General features: G+C 72.8%; 1 protein-coding gene. It reads right to left on the minus strand.

Features of this window, described 5'->3' with window-relative positions; all coding sequences use genetic code 11:
• Nucleotides 1–14 precede the first annotated feature (14 nt).
• A complete protein-coding gene (locus tag ACZ49B_RS06305) occupies nucleotides 15–18,614 on the minus strand; it encodes an SDR family NAD(P)-dependent oxidoreductase (protein WP_468300956.1) in 18,600 nt (6,199 codons plus the stop codon).
• Nucleotides 18,615–18,626 lie beyond the last annotated feature (12 nt).

Here is an 18,626-nt window from a genome sequence, read left to right on the forward strand (position 1 = left end):
CTCGTTGTTCATGTCTACCTGCCGAGTTCGTTGTCAAGTGCTGCGAAGAGTTCGTCGTCGGTCACCAGGTCGAGGTCGGCGCCGTCGGGGCCGCCGTCCATCGCCCGGAGCAGGCCGCGCAGCCGCGCGGTGTACCTTCCTGCGGGTCCGTCGCTGTCCGACGCGCCGGAGGCCCAGAGGGCGGTCTCGAGTGCGTCCAGGGCCGTCTGGACCGGGTCTGCCACTTCGCCGACCAGCTCGCCCCGCAGGTGTTCGGCGACGGCTTGCGTGGTCGGGTGGTCGAAGATGAGCGTGCTGCGCAACCGCAGCCCGCTGGCGCTGTTCAACCTGTTGCGGAATTCGACCGCGGTGAGCGAGTCGAAGCCCAGGTCCTGCAGTCCGCGCTGGACGTCGATCGTCCGCGGGGCCGGGTGGGCCAGGACGATGCCGACCTGTTCCCTGACGAAGTCGAGCAGCAGCTGCTGCTGCTGCGCCTCGCTCAGGCCGGTGAGCCGCTGCGCCAGCGGGATCTCCGCCGGAGCGGAGGTGCGCCGGCCGGCTCGGCGCTCGGTGCGCACCAACCCCCGGTACAGCTCGGGCAATGCCTCCCCGAGGCTCCGCAGTACCGCGAGGTCGAGTGCCACCGGTGCGAGCACCGGTCGGGTCCCGGCCCCGCCGTCGGCCTGTGGCGCCTTGGCCCCGGCCAGGGCCGTGTCGAGGGCCGCGAGTGCCCGGCCGGTCGGCATCGGCAGGATCCCGTTGCGTGCGAGCCTGGCCCGGTCGGCACGGTCGAGGTCGCTCGCCATGCCGTCCTGCCACATGCCCCAGGCGAGGGACACGGCGGGCAGGCCCTCGGCGCGCCGGTGTTCGGCGAGCGCGTCCAGGAAGGTGTTGCCGGCGGCGTAGCCGGCCTGTCCGGCGTTGCCCACGAGGCCGGCGACGGAAGAGAAGAGGACGAAGTCCGTCAGCTCCAGTCCGGCGGTCAGCTCGTGCAGGTTCCAGGCGGCTTCCACCTTCGGCCGCAGGACCCGGGAGAGGCTCTCCGGGCTCGTGGCCTCCAGCGTGGCGTCCTCGACGACCCCGGCCGCGTGCACGACCGCGGTGAGCGGGTGCTCGTCCGGGATCGAGGCGAGCAGCCCGGCCAGCGCGTCGCGGTCGGCCGCGTCGCATGCCGCAACCCGTACGTCCGCGCCGAGCGCCGTCAGTTCGGCGACCAGGTCCTGCGCCCCGCCCCGCCGGCTGGTGAGCAGCAGGCGACGGGCGCCGCGGCCGGTCACCAGGTGCCGGGCGACCTGGGCTCCGAGTGCGCCCGTGCCACCGGTGATCAGCACCGTACGCTCCGGGTCGAACGCGTCGTCGACCTCCGGGGTCCGGACCGGGTACGGGACCTTGGCGAGCCGGGTCACGTAGGCCTGTCCCCCGTGCAGTTCGAGCTGCGGTCGGGGGTCGGCCAGGGCCGCGGCCAGCAGCTCGCGGCCGGCCGGCAGGCCGTCCGTGATCACGTGCTGGAAACGTCCCGGGTGTTCCGACTCGGCGGTCCGCATCAGCCCGGAGAGTGCGCTGTGCGCCAGTTCCCCGGTGCTGACCACGGCGAGCCGCGCTCCGGCCGGCGTGGCGGTGGCGAGCCACTGCCGCAGTACCGCCAGCACCTCCTCCGTGACCCGGCCGGTCTCCTGAGGAGTGGCCGGGCGTACCGGAAGGACGACCACGTCGGGTGCGGCCGTGCCGTCCGCCGCCCGGGCGGCCAGGTCGGCGAGGTCGGCGTGGTGCTCGGCGGCCCAGCCGAGGTCGGCCCAGCCGAGGTCGGCCTCGCCGAGGACCACGACGGTCGGGTCGCCACCGGCGGGGAGTTCCACACCGGCCCGCTCCACCGCGTACACGTGCTGGTCGGAGGGGCGGGTCAGCGCGGTCCCCGCCGGCAGGGCCCGCAGGGCGAGCGATGCGACGGTGGCGACCGGCGCGCCCGTCTCGTCGGCGACGGCGACCGCGACGGTTCCGTCCGGGCCGGCCGACAGCTTGACCCGCAGGGTGTCGGCCCGGGACCCGGTCAGCTGGACGCCGCCGAAGGAGAAGGGCAGCCGCAGTTCGGCCGACTCCTCCAGGAGCAGTGCGTGCAGCGCGGCGTCGAACAGTGCCGGGTGCAGGGCGAATCCCTCAGGGTCGACGGACAGCCGTACCTCGGCGTAGAGGTCCTCGCCCGAGCGCCATGCCGCCTGGAGGCCCTGGAAGGCGGGGCCGTAGCCGTAGCCCTGGTCGGCGAGGCGGTCGTACAGGTCCTCGACCGGCCGGGGTTCGGCGCCGGCCGGGGGCCAGGACGCGAGGTCGGGTTCAGGGCCCCCGGGAACGGCGGCCACCACGGTTCCGGTGGCGTGCCGGTTCCAGACGTCGCCTTCCTGGTCCCCGCGCGAGTGGACGGCGACGGGCCTGCGACCGTCTGCGTCGGGGTCGCCGACGGTGATCTGGAGCTGGAGCGCACCCTCGTCGGGAAGGACCAGGGGTGCCTGGAGGGCGAGTTCCTCCAGCCGCTCGCAGCCGAGTGCGGCGCCCGCGTGGAGCGCGAGCTCCACCAGGGCCGTGCCCGGCACCAGCAGGGTGCCGGCGACGGCATGGTCGGCGAACCAGGGGTGGCTGCGGGCCGAGATCCGGCCGGTGAACAGGACACCGTCGGAGTCGGCGAGCGCAACCGCGGCCCCGAGCAGCGGGTGCCGTGCGGAGTCGAGTCCGGCCGAGGTGACGTCGCCGCCGCCGGGCCCCTCCGTGAGCCAGTAGCGCCGGCGCTGGAAGGGGTAGGTCGGCAGGTGCGCGGCCGGTCCGGCGTTCTCGCCGAACAGTGCGCGCCAGTCCACCGGCACGCCCCGTACGTGGGCGTGGGCCAGGGCGGTGACGGCGGTGTGCGGCTCGGGGCGCCCGCCGCGCAGCACCGGGACCAGGAGCGATCCCGCGTCGAGGAAGTCCTGCCCCATCGCGCTGAGCACGCCGTCCGGGCCGAGCTCCAGGAAGGTCCGTACGCCTTCGGCCTCCAGGGCGCGTGCCGCGTCCAGGAAGCGCACGGGCCGGCGGACGTGCCGGACCCAGTACTCGGGCGTGGTCAGTTCCTCGGCGCCGACCGGCTGCCCGGTCAGGGTGGAGACGATCGGGATGGTGGGCGCGGCGAACGTGAGCCCCTTCGCGACCGTTCGGAATGCGTCCAGCATCGCGTCCATGTGCGGGGAGTGGAAGGCGTGGCTGACGCGCAGCCGCTTGGTCTTGCGTCCCCGGGCGGCGAGTTCGGCTCCGATGGCCTCGACGGCTTCCGCGTCGCCCGAGAGCACCACGGAGGTGGGGCCGTTGACGGCGGCGATGTCCAGCAGGTGCTCGCGTCCGGCGAGCAGCGGCAGCACCTCCTGCTCCTCGGCCTGCACGGCGAGCATCGCGCCGCCGCCGGGCAGTGCCTGCATCAGCCGGCCGCGGGCCGCGACGAGCTGCGCCGCGTCCGCCAGCGAGAGGACACCGGCGACGTGTGCGGCGGCCAGCTCACCGATGGAGTGGCCCGCGAGGAAGTCCGGCCGTACGCCCCAGCCTTCGAGGAGCCGGAAGAGCGCGACCTCGGTTGCGAACAGGGCGGCCTGCGTGAAGCCGGTCTGGTCCAGCGGCGCCGGGTCCTCACCGAAGAGGACGTCGAGCAGCGGCGTTTCCAGCCATGGGTCGAGCTCTTCGCATACGGCGTCCAGGGCCTCGGCGTAGGCGGGGTAGGCGGTGTACAGCTCCCGGCCCATGCCGAGTCGCTGGCTGCCCTGACCGGTGAAGAGGAAGGCCGTACGGCCGTCCACGGGTGTACCCCGCACGGTCAGTGCCGCGCATCCGTCGACCGCTTCGGTGGCGGTGGAGGCCACCACCACGGCGCGGTGCGGCAGTCCGGCCCGTCCGACGGCCAGGGTCCGGCCCCTCTGCGCCAGGTCCTGCCGCCCGGTGTCGGCGAGGGCCGCGCCCAGCTGGTCGGCCTGCGCCAGCAGGGCCGCGTCGTTGTGCGCGGACAGCAGCAGCGGCACGACCGGCATCGGCTCGGCCGGCGGGACCGTCCCCTCGGTCGGCGGCTGCTCCACGATGACGTGGGCATTGGTACCGCTGATGCCGAAGGAGGACACGCCTGCCCGGCGCGGCCGCCCGGCCTCGGGCCACGGCACCGCCTCGGTGAGCAGTTCCACCTCGCCGGCGGACCAGTCCACGTGCGGGCTGGGCTCGTCGATGTGGAGGCTCTTGGGAAGCACCCCGTGCTGCATCGCCATGACCATCTTGATGACGCCGGCCACACCGGCGGCGGCCTGGGAGTGTCCGATGTTGGACTTCAGGGAGCCCATCAGGAGGGGCGACGGACGCTCCTGCCCGTACGTGGCGAGTACGGCCTGGGCCTCGATCGGGTCGCCCAGGGTGGTGCCGGTGCCGTGGGCCTCCAAGGCGTCGACGTCCGCGGTGGTCAGGCCCGCGCTGGTCAGGGCTTGGCGGATCACCCGCTCCTGGGAGGGGCCGTTGGGGGCGGTGAGGCCGTTGCTCGCACCGTCCTGGTTCACGGCGGTTCCGCGGAGCACGCCGAGGATCCGGCGGCCGTTGCGCCGGGCGTCGGAGAGCCGCTCCAGCAGGAGGATTCCGGCGCCTTCGGCCCAGGCCGCCCCGTCCGCCTGCGCGGAGAAGGACTTGCACCGGCCGTCCGGTGCCAGGCCGCGCTGCCGGCTGAACTCGACGAACAGGGTGGGCGCGGCCATCACGGTCACACCGCCGGCCAGGGCCAGCCCGCATTCGCCGTTCCGCAGCGCCTGCGCGGCGAGGTGGACCGAGACGAGCGAGGAGGAGCAGGCGGTGTCGACGGTGATCGCCGGTCCCTGCAGGCCGAAGGTGTAGGCGACGCGGCCGGAGGCGACACTGACCGTGCTGCCGACCGACAGGTAGCCCTCCAGGGCATCGGGGGCGTCCTTCAGGCGTGCCGCGTAGTCGTTGGCCATGACACCGGCGAACACACCGGTCTGGCTGCCCTTGAGAGAGGTCGGGTCGATGCCCGCGCGCTCGAAGGCCTCCCAGCAGATTTCCAGCAGCAGGCGCTGCTGCGGGTCGATGGCGGTGGCCTCCCGGGCGCTCACCCCGAAGAGCTCGGGGTCGAACTGCGGCGCCTCGTAGAGGAATCCGCCGTGCCGGGTGTACGAGGTGCCCACGTGGTCGGGGTCCGTGTCGTACAGGCCGTCCAGGTCCCAGCCGCGGTCGTCCGGGAACGGGCCGATGGCGTCCCGCTCGTCGGACAGCAGTGCCCACAGCTCCTCCGGGGAGCTGACCTCGCCCGGGTAGCGGCAGGCCATCGCGACGATCGCGATCGGCTCGTCGGAGGCGCCGACGAGCGGTTCGGCCACGGCCGCCGCGGCGGCCGAGCCGAGCAGTTCGGTCCGCAGGAAGCCGGCCAGCTCGACCGTGCTCGGGTGGTCGAACACCAGCGTCGCGGGCAGCTTCAGGCCTGCGGCCGCGTTCAGCCGGTTGCGCAGTTCCACTGACTTGAGCGAGTCGAAGCCCAGGTCGTTGAAGGACCGGTCGGGCGCGACCTGGTCGGCGTCGGTGTGGCCCAGTACGGAGGCCACCACGCCGCGGACCAGTTCCAGCAGCGCGCGCTCCTGGTCCTGGAGGGCCAGCGGCGCCAGGCGTTCCTGGAGGGAGTTCCCGCCCGCCCCCTCGCCGACGGCGGCGCGCCGCGCCGGGCGCACCAGGCCGTGGAAGAGCGCGGGCAGCGTGCCGTCCTCGCTCTGCGCCCGCAGTCCGGTGTGGTCCAGCAGCGCCGGAACGAGCACCGGCCGACGGGTCGCGAGGGCCGCGTCGAACAGCGCCAGCCCCTGCTCGCTGCCGATGGGGGCGATGCCGCCCCGGGACATGCGGGCGAGGTCGGCGTCGGTGAGGTGACCGGTCATCCCGCTGCCCTCGGCCCACAGGCCCCAGGCCAGCGACGTACCGGGCAGGCCCAGGGCCTGGCGGTGGTGCGCGAGGGCGTCCAGATAGGTGTTGGCCGCGGCGTAGTTGGCCTGTCCCGCGGTGCCGAGCGTGCCGGCCAGCGAGGAGAACAGGACGAACGCGTCCAGTTCCAGGCCGGCCGTCAGCTCGTGCAGGTGCCGGGCGGCATCGACCTTGGGGCGCAGTACGGTGTCGAGCTGCTCGGCCGTGAGGGCGTGCAGCGTGCCGTCGTCGAGGACGCCGGCCGTGTGCAGGACCGCGGTGAGCGGGTGCTCCGAGGGGATCGCGTCCAGCATCGCGGCGACCGCGATGCGCTCGGCCGTGTCACAGGCGACCACGGACACGTCGGCTCCGTGGGCCGTGAGTTCGGCCTCCAGCTCCGGCATGCCCGCCGCTCCCCGGCCGCGGCGGCTGGCCAGCAGCAGGTGCCGTACGCCGTGTTCGGCGACGAGGTGGCGGGCGAACAGCCGGCCCAGGGTGCCGCCGGCGCCCGTGATGAGCACGGTGCCCTCGGGGTTCAGGGCGGGCACGGTGGCGTCCGTCGTCGGCGACTTGACCAGCCGCGGTACGAGCAGTGCCCCGTCCCGCAGGCTCACCTGCGCGTCCGGTACGGCCAGCGCACGGCCGAGCTCGGCCTCGGAGAGGTCCCAGTCCGTCAGGTCCAGCAGGCCGAACCGGTCGGGGTTCTCGGCCATGGCGGTGCGCACCAGCCCCCAGACGGGAGCCGAGCCGAGTCCGGCCTCCGTGCGGGCGGTGGTCGCGTCACAGGTCACGAAGACCAGGCGCGAGTCGGCGAACCGCTCCTCGGCGAGCCACTCCTGGGCCAGCCGCAGGGCGCGGTGTGCCACGGCGCCGGGGCCGTCCTCGCCGGGGAAGGGGACCACGACGAGCGGCGGGGTCCCGGCCATGCCGGCGAGGTCCGAGAAGGTGCCCAGAGGGGCGGGCAGGCCGCGGCCGGACTCGTCGAGGACGGCCCATCCGGCGGCCGGGGCCGCCTCCGGGGCGGTCGTCCACTCCACCTGGAGCAGCGGCTGGCGGGGGGCGCCGGAGCCGGCCAGCTGCGCGGGGTCCACGGCCCGCAGGCTGAGGGCCTTCACCGACGCGATCGGCGCACCGCTCGCGTCGGCGAGGGACAGGGCGGCACCCGAGCCTTCCGGGGTGATCCGTACGCGCAGCACGTCGGCGTTCACCGCGTGCAGCCGAACGCCGGTCCAGGCGAACGGCAGCACCAGGCGTCCGTCCTGCGCGAGCGCCAGCGGGTGCAGGGCTGCGTCGAGGAGGGCCGGGTGGATCCCGAACTCGCCCGGGGGGACGTCCTTCGGGAGCGCGACCTCGGCGAACATCTCCTGGCCGGCGCGCCACAGCGCCCGCAGGCCCTGGAAGGCGGGTCCGTACTGGAAGCCCCGCTCGGCGAGCGTGTCGTACGCCGCCGTCAGGTCGACCGGCTCGGCGCCGGCCGGGGGCCATGCGGAGTCGGCCGGTACGCCCGCACGTCCTTCGGCGTGGCCCAGTACGCCGGTGGCGTGCAGGGTCCACGGGTGGATCGCGGCGTCGTCGGACTCGGGCTCCGGGCGGGAGTGGACCGCCAGCGCGCGCCGGCCCTCCTCGTCCGGAGCGTCGACCACGACCTGGAGCTGTACTCCGCCGCGGTCGGCCAGCACCAGCGGTGCCTGGAGGGTCAGCTCGTCGAGCTGCTCGAGGCCCGTGTGGTCACCCGCCCGGACGGCGAGGTCCACGAAGGCGGTACCGGGGAGCAGCACGGTGCCGGCCACGGCGTGGTCCGCCAGCCAGGGCTGCGTGTTCAGGGCGATCCTGCTGCTCAGGACCAGCTTGTCCTCGTCGGCCATCCAGAGCGCGGCGCCGATGAGGGGGTGCCGCTCGGCGGCCATGCCGAGCCCGCCCGCGTCCCCGGCCGGCGCCGGGCCCTCCAGCCAGTGGCGCCGGCGCTGGAAGGGGTAGGTCGGCAGGTCGACGACCGCACCGGGTCCGCCGACCACGGCAGCCCAGTCGAGCGGGGCACCCGAGACGTGGGCCTTCGCCGCGGAGGCGAGGAAGTCGTCGAGTCCACCCTCGTCGCGGTGGAGCGAGGGCACGGTGACGGCGCCGTCGTACGACGTGTCGTCGATCGTCTCCTGGAGCGCGATGGTCAGCACCGGGTGGGCGCTGGCCTCGATGAAGACGCGGTGGCCCTGGTCGAGCAGGGTCCGGGTGGCCTCCTCCAGCTGGACGGTCCGGCGCAGGTTGCGGAACCAGTACGGGCCGTCGAGCTCCGTGCCGTCCAGCGGCTGCCCGGTGACGGTGGACAGGAAGGGCACCTTGACGGCGCGCGGGCTGAGCGAGGACAGGGCGTCGAGAAGCTCGTCCCGCAGGCTCTCGACGTGCGCGGAGTGGGAGGCGTAGTCGACCGGGATGCGCTTGGCGCGCATCTTGTTGTCCTTGCAGTAGGCGACCATCTCCTCGAGAGCGGTCACCTCGCCGGCGACCACCACGGAACGCGGGCCGTTGTGTGCGGCGATGTCGATGGCGCCGTCCCAACGGGTGATGAGCTCGCGGACCTCGTCGGCCGGCAGGGCCACCGAGACCATCCCGCCCGTACCCGCCAGCTTCACGATCGCCCGGCTGCGCAGCGCCACGACCTTCGCCGCGTCGTCCAGCGACAGCGCCTCCGACACGGCGGCCGCCGCGATCTCACCCTGCGAGTGACCGATCACCGCGTCCGGCTCGATACCCACCGAACGCCACAACGCGGCCAGGGACACCATCACCGCCCACAGCGCCGGCTGCACCACGTCCACCCGGTCGAAAGCGGGTGCACCCTCCACACCGCGCAGGACGTCCAGCAGCGACCAGTCCGTGAACGGCTCCAGCGCCCGCTCGCACTCCACCAGCCGGGCGGCGAACACCGGGGAGGAGTCGAAGAGTTCCAGCGCCATGCCCTGCCACTGCGAACCCTGACCCGGGAACACGAACACGGTCTTGCCCGAGCCCGTGACCGCACCCTGCACCAGGTTCGACGCGGACCCACCCGAGGCCAGCGCGTCAAGGCCCGCCAGCAGCTCGTCCCGGCCGGCGCCCGAGACCGTCGCCCGGAAGGGGAGGTGCGGGACCCGGGTCGCGAGGGCCGAAGCCACCCGCGCCGGATCGACGACCTCCGAGGCCAGCAGTTCGCGCACCTGGCCGGCACGCGCCGCCAGGGCCGCCTCGCTCTTCGCCGAGACCACCAGCGGAAGCCCCGCCACCACCGGCTCACCGGCCGCGACCGGCTCCGGGCCCTGCTCCAGGACCACGTGCGCGTTCGTGCCACTGATACCGAACGAGGACACGGCCGCGCGACGCGGACGCGCCACCTCCGGCCACGCCCGACGCTCGGTGACCAGCTCCACCGCACCCGTCGACCAGTCGACGTGCGGCGTCGGCTCGTCCACGTGCAGCGTCGCCGGAAGCTCCCCGTTACGCATCGCCATCAGCATCTTGATGATGCCCGCGACACCCGCGGCAGCCTGCGTGTGCCCGATGTTCGACTTGATCGATCCCAGACGCAGCGGCTCTTCGCGGTCCTGGCCGTAGGTGGCCAGCAGCGCGTTGGCCTCGATCGGGTCACCGAGCCGGGTACCGGTGCCGTGCGCCTCGACCGCGTCCACCTCGTGCGGAGCGAGGCGGGCGTTGGCGAGTGCCTGGCGGATGACGCGTTCCTGCGAGGGCCCGTTGGGGGCGGTGAGGCCGTTGCTCGCACCGTCCTGGTTGACCGCGGAACCACGGATCACACCAAGGATGTCGTGCCCGAGCCGCTGAGCGTCCGACAGACGCTCCAGCACCAGCATGCCCGCGCCCTCGGCCCAGCCCGTACCGTCCGCCGAAGCCGCGAACGACTTGCAGGTCCCGTCCGGCGACAGACCGCGCTGACGCGAGAACTCGACGAAGGTCGTCGGCGTGGACATCACGGTGACACCGCCGGCGAGTGCCATCGAGCACTCGCCCTGGCGCAGCGCCTGAGCGGCCAGGTGCACCGCGACCAGCGACGAGGAACACGCCGTGTCCAGCGTCACCGCCGGCCCCTCGAGACCGAACGTGTAAGCCACCCGACCCGACAGGACGCTCCCGATCGTGCCCGTCAGCAAATGCCCCTCGAAGCCCTCCGGAGCACTCCCCAGCCGCGATCCGTAGTCGTTGTACATCACGCCCGCGTAGACACCGGTCGAGGATCCGCGCAGCGAGGCGGGGTCGATTCCCGCACGCTCCAGCGCCTCCCACGCGACCTCCAGCAGCACACGCTGCTGCGGGTCGGTCGCAACCGCCTCACGCGGACTCAGACCGAAGAACTCGGCGTCGAACTCCGCGGCCTCGTAGAGGAATCCGCCGTTGCGCGTGTACGACTTGCCGATCTTCTCGGGGTCCGGGTCGAAGAGGCCTTCCACGTCCCAGCCGCGGTCGGACGGGAACGCGTCGATCGCGTCCCGGCCCTCCGCCACGAGCCGCCACAGGTCCTCCGGCGAGGAGACCCCGCCCGGGTAGCGGCAACCCATGCCGACCACGGCGATCGGCTCGTCCAGTCCCGGGGCGTGGGCGACCACCGACGGGACGACGGCCGTTCCGGTCGCGTCGAGCCGGTCCAGCAGGAAGTCCGCGACCGCCTGGGGCGACGGGTGGTCGAACACGAGGGTGGTGGGCAGTCGCAGACCGGTCACCAGGTTGAGCCGGTTGCGCAGTTCGACACCCGCGAGGGAGTCGAAGCCGGCGTCCTTGAAGGCCTTGGCCGGGTCGATGTCGGCGTCGGCACCGTGCCCGAGAACCAGCCCCACGTTCTCCCGTACGGTCTGGAGCACGGCCTGCGCCCGCTCCTGCGCGGCCAGCGTGATCAGCCGCTGGACCCATGACGAGTCGGCGCCGCGGGCGGCGCCGGCCGCCTGCCGGCGGCGGACGCGGACCAGGCCGGTGAACAGCTCGGGGAGCGCGTTCTCCTGGGCCCGGGCGCGCAGGGCGCCCAGGTCGAGTTCGGCGGGGACCAGCAGCGGCTCGGCCGAGGCGAGCGCCGCGTCGAACAGGTCGAGACCCAGTTCCGGGGTCAGCGGGACGATTCCGCTCCGCTTCCACCGCGCGACGTCGGCGTCGGCGAGGGTTCCCGCCATGCCGTCGGCGCTGTCCCACAGGCTCCACGCGAGGGAGGTGGCGGGCAGGTTCTGGGCGCGGCGGTGGTGCGCGAGGGCGTCGAGGAAGGTGTTCGCGGCCGCGTAGTTGGCCTGGCCGGCGTTGCCCATGAGACCCGCGATGGACGAGAACATGACGAACGAGGAGAGGCCGAGGGATTCGGTGAGGTGGTGGAGGTTCCAGGCCGCGTCCACCTTCGGACGCATCACCCGCTCCAGCTGACCGGCCGACAGCGACGCGACCGTCGCATCCTCCAAGACGCCCGCCGTGTGCACCACGGCAGTCAGCGGACGCTCTACCGCGACCTCGTCCAACAGACCCGCGAGCGCGTCGGCATCCGACACGTCACACGCCGCGACCCGAGCCCGCGCACCCGACTCCGCCAGCTCCGCCACGAGCTCGGCGGCACCCGGCGTCTCACCGCCACGACGCGACACCAGCAGCAGGTGCCGCGCACCGTGATGCGTCACCAACCGACGCGCCACCAGACGGCCCAACGTACCCAGAGCGCCGGTCACCAGGACCGTACCCTCGGGATCCAGACCCTCCACCGCACCGGGCACGACACCCTCGGCACGCGCCAGACGCGGCACGAACAGCCCGCCGTCCCGCACCGCCACCTCAGGCTCACCCGAGGCCAACACGGCGGGCAGCAGCTCCAGACCACTCTCGTCCACGTGGGCGAGGACCAGTCGGTCGGGCTGTTCGGTCTGCGCAGTACGGATCAGGCCCACGAGCGGGGCCGTGTGCAGGGCGCCGTCCGGCACGACGAGGACGAGGCGGCTCTGCGCGAACTGCGGTGCGGCCAGCCATTCCTGCACCGCCTCCAGCCCGTGCGCCGCCGTGGCGTGGGTCTGGTCGAGTACGTCACCGGTGGTGCCGACGACGAGCTCCTGCTCGCCGATCACCACGAACTCCGGTACGGCGGATCCGGCGTCGACCGCGGCGCGGAGCGCGGCGAGATCGGCGTACGGCGCCTCGCCCAGCCGGACCCACCGCTGGTCGGCGACCGGCTCGGCCGCCGGGACGGCCTCCCAGGCCACCCGGTACAGGGATTCCACGGCCGGGCCGGCAACGGCGAGCTGATCGCGGGCGATCGGCCGCAGGGCGACCGACTCGATCGTCGCCACCGGAGCGCCGGCGCCGTCGGCGAGTGCGAGACGGGCCGCGTCCTGGCCGGTACGGGTCCAGCGGACGCGCAGCACCGTGGCACCGACCGCGTGCAGCACCGAGCCCGAGAACGAGAACGGCAGACGGATCGTGCTGTCGTCCTGCGTCGAGGCCGCGGCCTCCAGTACGAGCGGGTGCAGAACCGCGTCGAGGAGGGCGGGGTGGACACCGAAGCGCGCGGCTTCGGTGTGGAGCTGGTCGGGCAGGGCGACCTCGGCGAAGAGGTCGTCACCGGCGCGCCAGGCGGCGCGCAGACCGTGGAAGGCCGGCCCGTAGCCGTAGCCCAGGTCGTCGAGGCGGTCGTAGACGCCGTCCAGTGGGATGGGGGTGCCGTCGGCCGGGGGCCACTGGTCCAGGGAAACGCCCGGCGAGGGGACGGAGGACGTGAGCAGGCCGACCGCGTGGGCGGTCCACTGCTCTTCGCCGGTCCGCGAGTACACGGTGAACTGACGATCGCCGCGCGCGTCGGCCCGGTCGACGGTCAGCCGTAGCTGAGCGCCCGTCTTCTCCGAGAGGATCAGGGGTGCCTGGAGGGTGAGTTCCTCGACGGTGGCGTAACCCAGCTGCTCGGCCGCGGTGCCCGCGAGCTCCAGGAACACCGTCCCCGGAACCAGGACCGTCCCGCCGATCGCGTGATCAGCCAGCCACGGATGCGTGGACAGCGACACCGAAGCCGAGAACTGCACCGCGTCACCATCGGGCTCCGTGATCACCGCAGCCAACAACGGGTGATCCACGGCCGTCAGACCCAGACCCGCCGCATCACCGGAACGCGGCGCGTCCAACCAGAAACGCTCACGCTGGAACGCGTACGTCGGCAGCTCGACCACACCGGAACCCGGCAGGAACCCCTCCCAGTCCACGCCCACACCGTGTGCGTGCACCGCGCCCAAGGCGGCGAGGAGGGAACGCTTCTCGGCACGGTCCTTGCGCAGCACCGGAACCACGACGATGCCCTCGGCGTCGGCCAGGCACTCGCCCGTCAGACCCGCGAGCGTCCCGTCGGGACCCAGTTCCACGAACGCCGTCACACCAAGGCCGGCCAGCGTGGCGATGCCGTCGGCGAAACGGACCGCCGAACGGGCCTGAACAGCCCAGTACTCGGCAGTGAACCTCTCGACCACCTCACCGGTGACGTTCGAAACGACCGGGATCCGGGGAGCAGAGTGGGTCAGGGTCCGGGCGACCTCGGTGAGCTCCGCCAGCATTCCGTCCAGGTGCGCGGAGTGGAAAGCATGGCTCACCTTCAGCCGCGTCGCCTTCACACCCTCCCCGCGAGCCAGCTCCAGGACTTCGAGCACTGCCGTCTCGTCACCGGAAATCACGGTGCTGGCAGGGCTGTTGAACCCGGCCACGTCCACACCGGAACGACCCTCGAGCCACCCGGCAACGCGCGCTTCACCCGCGTTCAGGGCAACCATCGCCCCACCCTCGGCCATACCCTCCATCAGACGCGCCCGCGCACACACCAAACGCGCAGCGTCCTCGAGAGACAGCACACCCGCCACATGGGCCGCCGCCAGCTCACCAACCGAATGACCGACCAGATAGTCCGGGGTCACCCCGTAGTGGGACAGCAGGCGGAACAGGGCCACCTCGATCGCGAACAACGCCGGCTGAGTGAAGGCCGTCCGCTGAAGCAGCTCCGGCCCACCCTCGATCACCGCGGCGAGCGAACCGTCCAAGTGAGCATCCAAGGCCGCGACGACCTCGTCGAAGGCGGCCGCGAACACCGGCTCCGCCGCGTACAACTCACGGCCCATGCCCACGCGCTGACTGCCCTGTCCGGAGAACAGGAACGCGACCGGACCCGCCGGGACCGCCTCGCCCGGGGTCAGCGCCCGCAGAGCGTCCAGGAGTTCCTCACGGGTCTCCCCCACGACCACCGCACGGTGACCGAAACGAGCGCGCGATACGGCCAGCGAACGGCCCACGGCCACGACGTCCAGCTCCGGCCGCTCCTCCAGGAACGACACCAGCCGATCCGCCTGCGCCGACAGAGCAGCCCGCGACGTGCCCGACACCACCCACGGCACCGGACCCGACACCGACGGTTCCTCCACCGGAGCTTCGATCTCGGTGACCTGCTCGACGATGAGGTGTGCGTTGGTACCGCTGATGCCGAAGGACGAGATGGCCGCCCGGCGCGGACGGTCGAGCTCCGGCCACTCCCGGGCCTGCGTCAGCAGCTCCACCGCGCCGGCCGACCAGTCGACGTGCGAGGTCGGCTCGCCCACGTGCAGCGTCGCCGGGAGGACGCCGTTACGCATGGCCATGACCATCTTGATCACGCCCGCGACACCCGCCGCGGCCTGCGTGTGACCGATGTTCGACTTCAGCGAGCCGAGGCGGAGCGGCTCTTCGCGGTCCTGGCCGTAGGTGGCCAGCAGCGCCTGCGCCTCGATCGGGTCGCCGAGCTTGGTGCCCGTGCCGTGCGCCTCCACCGCGTCCACCTCGGACGCCGACAGGCGGGCGTTGGCCAGCGCGGCGCGGATGACCCGCTCCTGCGAAGGCCCGTTCGGGGCCGTCAGACCGTTGCTCGCACCATCCTGGTTCACGGCGGAACCGCGGATCACCGCGAGCACCTGGTGTCCGTTGCGCTCGGCGTCCGACAGCCGCTCCAGCACCAGCAGACCCACGCCCTCGGCCCAGCCCGTACCGTCCGCCGACGAGGAGAACGCCTTGCACCGCCCGTCCGGCGACAGCCCGCGCTGCCGGGAGAACTCCACGAACATGCCGGGCGTGGCCATCACGGACACACCGCCGGCGACGGCCACGGAGGATTCGCCCTGGCGCAGCGACTGCGCGGCGAGGTGGAGCGCGACGAGCGAGGACGAGCAGGCGGTGTCGACCGTCACCGCCGGGCCCTCCAGCCCGAAGGTGTAGGCCAGCCGGCCGGAGGCCACACTGGCGCTGTTGCCCGTCAGCAGGTAGCCGTCGTATCCGCCGGACGGCTCGTGCAGCCGCGGCCCGTACTCCTGTGCCGTCGCACCCACGTACACGCCGGTGCGGGTGCCGCGCAGCGCGGCGGGGTCGATGCCCGCCTGCTCGAAGGCCTCCCAGGCCGTCTCCAGCAGCAGCCGCTGCTGGGGCTCCATGGCCGCCGCCTCGCGGGGACTGATGCCGAAGAACTCGGCATCGAAGCGATCCGCGTCGTGCAGGAAACCGCCTTGGGTGGCGTAGGTCTTGCCGGGGCTGTCCGGATCGGGGGTGAAGAGCGAATCAAGGTCCCAGCCCCGGTTGGTCGGGAATCCGTCGACCGCATCGACCTCGCCGCTGACCAGACGCCACAGGTCCTCAGGAGAGGCGACCCCTCCCGGCAGCCGGCATGCCATGCCCACGATGGCGATCGGCTCGTCAAGGGCCGTGGCCTCGTACGCGTCGTCATCCTGGCCGTGGCCCTGATCCAGGCCGAGGAGCTGATCACCGAGGTGTTCGGCCAGCACCGCCGGGGTCGGGTAGTCGAAGAGGAGGCTGGAGGGCAGCGAGAGCCCGGTGGCCGTATTCAGCGCGTTCCGCAGCTCGACGGACGAGAGGGAGTCGAAGCCCAGGTCCTTGAAGGTCGTCTCGATGTCCACGTCGCGCGCCGATCCGTGGCCGAGCACTGCTGCCACGTGCGCCCGCACCAGCTCCAGCTCGTCGCGGCGCGGCGCGGACCGCTTCGGACCGCTCCGCCTCGCCGCGGCGGGCCGGACCTGGACCGGCCCGATCGCCGAACCGTCCAGCCAGAAGGGCTGACGCTGGAAGGCGTACGTGGGCAGATCCACCAGGCCCGACCCCGGCAGGAAGCGCTCCCACTCCACCCCCACACCGTTGACGTGCGCCGCTGCGACCGAGGCCAGGAAACGATCCCGGCCACCGTCGTCGCGCCGCAGCGATCCGACCACACCGATGCCGCCGACGCCGGTCTCGTCGGCCGTGTCGCCGAGGGCCGAGGTGAGCACCGGGTGGGCACTGACCTCGATGAAGACGCGATGCCCGTCACCGAGCAGAGCACGGGTGGCCTCTTCCAGCTGGACGGTCTGGCGGAGGTTGCGGAACCAGTACCCGCCGTCGAGCTCCTCACCGTTCAGCGGCTGCCCGGTGACGGTGGAGAAGAACCTGATGTCACCGGCACGCGGCGTGACACCGGCCAGCAGCTCCCGCAGCTCGTCCTCGAGCAGGTCGACGTGGGCGGAGTGAGAGGCGTAGTCGACCGGAATGGTGCGCGCACGGTATCCCCTGGCCTCGCTTTGAGCGACGAGGTCGGCCAGGGCCTCCGGATCGCCGGAGACGACCGTGCTCACGGGGCCGTTGTGGGCGGCGATGTCGATCGCGCCGTCCCAGGGGGCGATGAGCTCGCGCACCTCGTCGGCCGGCAGGGCGACCGACACCATCCCACCCGTACCGGCCAGCTTCACGATCGCCCGGCTGCGCAACGCGACGATCTTCGCCGCATCGTCGAGCGACAACGCGCCGGCAACCACGGCGGCCGCGATCTCGCCCTGCGAGTGACCGACCACCGCGTCCGGCTCGACGCCCGCCGAACGCCACAGCGCCGCCAGGGACACCATCACCGCCCACAGCGCGGGCTGCACCACGTCCACCCGGTCGAAGTCCGGCGCACCGTCCGCACCGCGCAGGACGTCCAGCAGCGACCAGTCCGTGAACGGCGCCAGAGCCTGCTCGCACTCCACCAGCCGGGCGGCGAACACCGGGGAGGAATCGAAGAGCTCAAGCGCCATGCCCTGCCACTGCGAGCCCTGGCCGGGGAAGACGAACACCGTCTTGCCCGCACCGCCGGGGACCGCACGACCCGACACCACACCAGCCGCAGGCACACCCGCGGCCAACGCCCGAACACCCGCCAGAAGCTCCTCGCGCGTCTCCCCCACCACCACCGCACGGTGATCGAAACGAGTACGCGACACCGCGAGCGATCGACCCACCGCCGCGACGTCCAGCCCCGGACGCCCCTCCAGGAGAGACGCCAGCCGCCCCGCCTGACCGGCCACGGCCTCGGCCGACTTGCCCGACACCACCCACGGCACCACACCCGAGCCGGATCCGGCGCCGGGCAACTCCTCCTGCGCCGCCCCCTCGGTGCGCCAGTCCGAAAGGACGACGTGGCAGTTGGTACCGCCCACACCGAACGAGCTGACACCTGCGTAGAGGGGCTCGTCCGGCCGCGGCCACGGCTCGACGCCCCGCTGTACGGCGAGCTTCCACTCGTCGAACGCAATGTCCGGGTTGGGGGTTTCGAAGTTCAGGCTCGGCACGAGCTCGCGGTGGCGTATGCAGAGCGCCGCCTTCAGCAGGCCCACGATGCCGGCGGCACCCTCGAGGTGTCCGACGTTGGTCTTCACCGATCCGACCCGCAGCTCGGCTCCGTCCGCGCGGCCGTCACCGAGTACCGCGCCCAGGGCCGACGCTTCGATCGGGTCGCCCACCTTGGTACCCGTGCCGTGCAGTTCGACGTACTGCACCTGCTCCGCGGACACCTGGGCGCGCTCGTACGCCTGCTGCAGGACGTCCTGCTGGCCGGCCGGACTGGGGACGGTGAGACCCTCGGTCGTCCCGTCGTTGTTCATCGCGCTGCCGTGCAGCACGCAGTAGACCGGGTCGCCGTCCGCCAGGGCGGCGTGCAGCGGCTTGAGCACCACGAACGCGCCGCCCTCACCGCGTACGTATCCGTTCGCCCTCGCGTCGAAAGTGAAGCTGAGACCGTCCGGTGAAAGTGCGCCGAACCGCTCCGCGCCGATGGTGCTGTCCGGCACCAAGTTGAGGTTGACGCCGCCGGCGACGGCCATGGCGGACTCGCCGCGGCGCAGGCTCTCGGCTGCCAGGTGCACGGCGACCAGGGAGGAGGACTGGCCGGTGTCCACGGCCGCACTCGGTCCGTGCAGACCCAGGGTGTAGGAGATCCGGTTGGCAATGACGCCGCGGTTGAGACCGGTCAGGGTGTGGCGGGTGATGCCTTCGGCCCCGTGCTGGTGCGTGAGGGCGGCGTAGTCGTCGGCGATGACGCCGACGAAGACACCGGTCCGGCTGTCGGCAAGGTCGGACGGGAGGATCCTGGCGTCCTCCAGTGCCTCCCAGGCGAGCTCGAGCATGAGCCGCTGCTGCGGATCCATCGACGACGCCTCACGCGGGCTGATGCCGAAGAAGCCCGCGTCAAAGCCGCTGACGTCCTCGAGATAGCCTCCCGGCCGAGAGGGCAGGTCGGGGCGGCCCGCTGGGGGCGCGCCGATCGCACTGCGGCCGTCGCGCAGCAGCTGCCACAGTTGCGCGGGGTTCTCCGCATGCGGCAGTCGGCAGGACATACCGACGATGGCGATGGCCTCGGTCGATGTCGACGTGTCAGCTTGGAATTCACCCATGGTCGGTCGCCC

Source organism: Streptomyces sp. NPDC031132 (assembly GCF_055570595.1).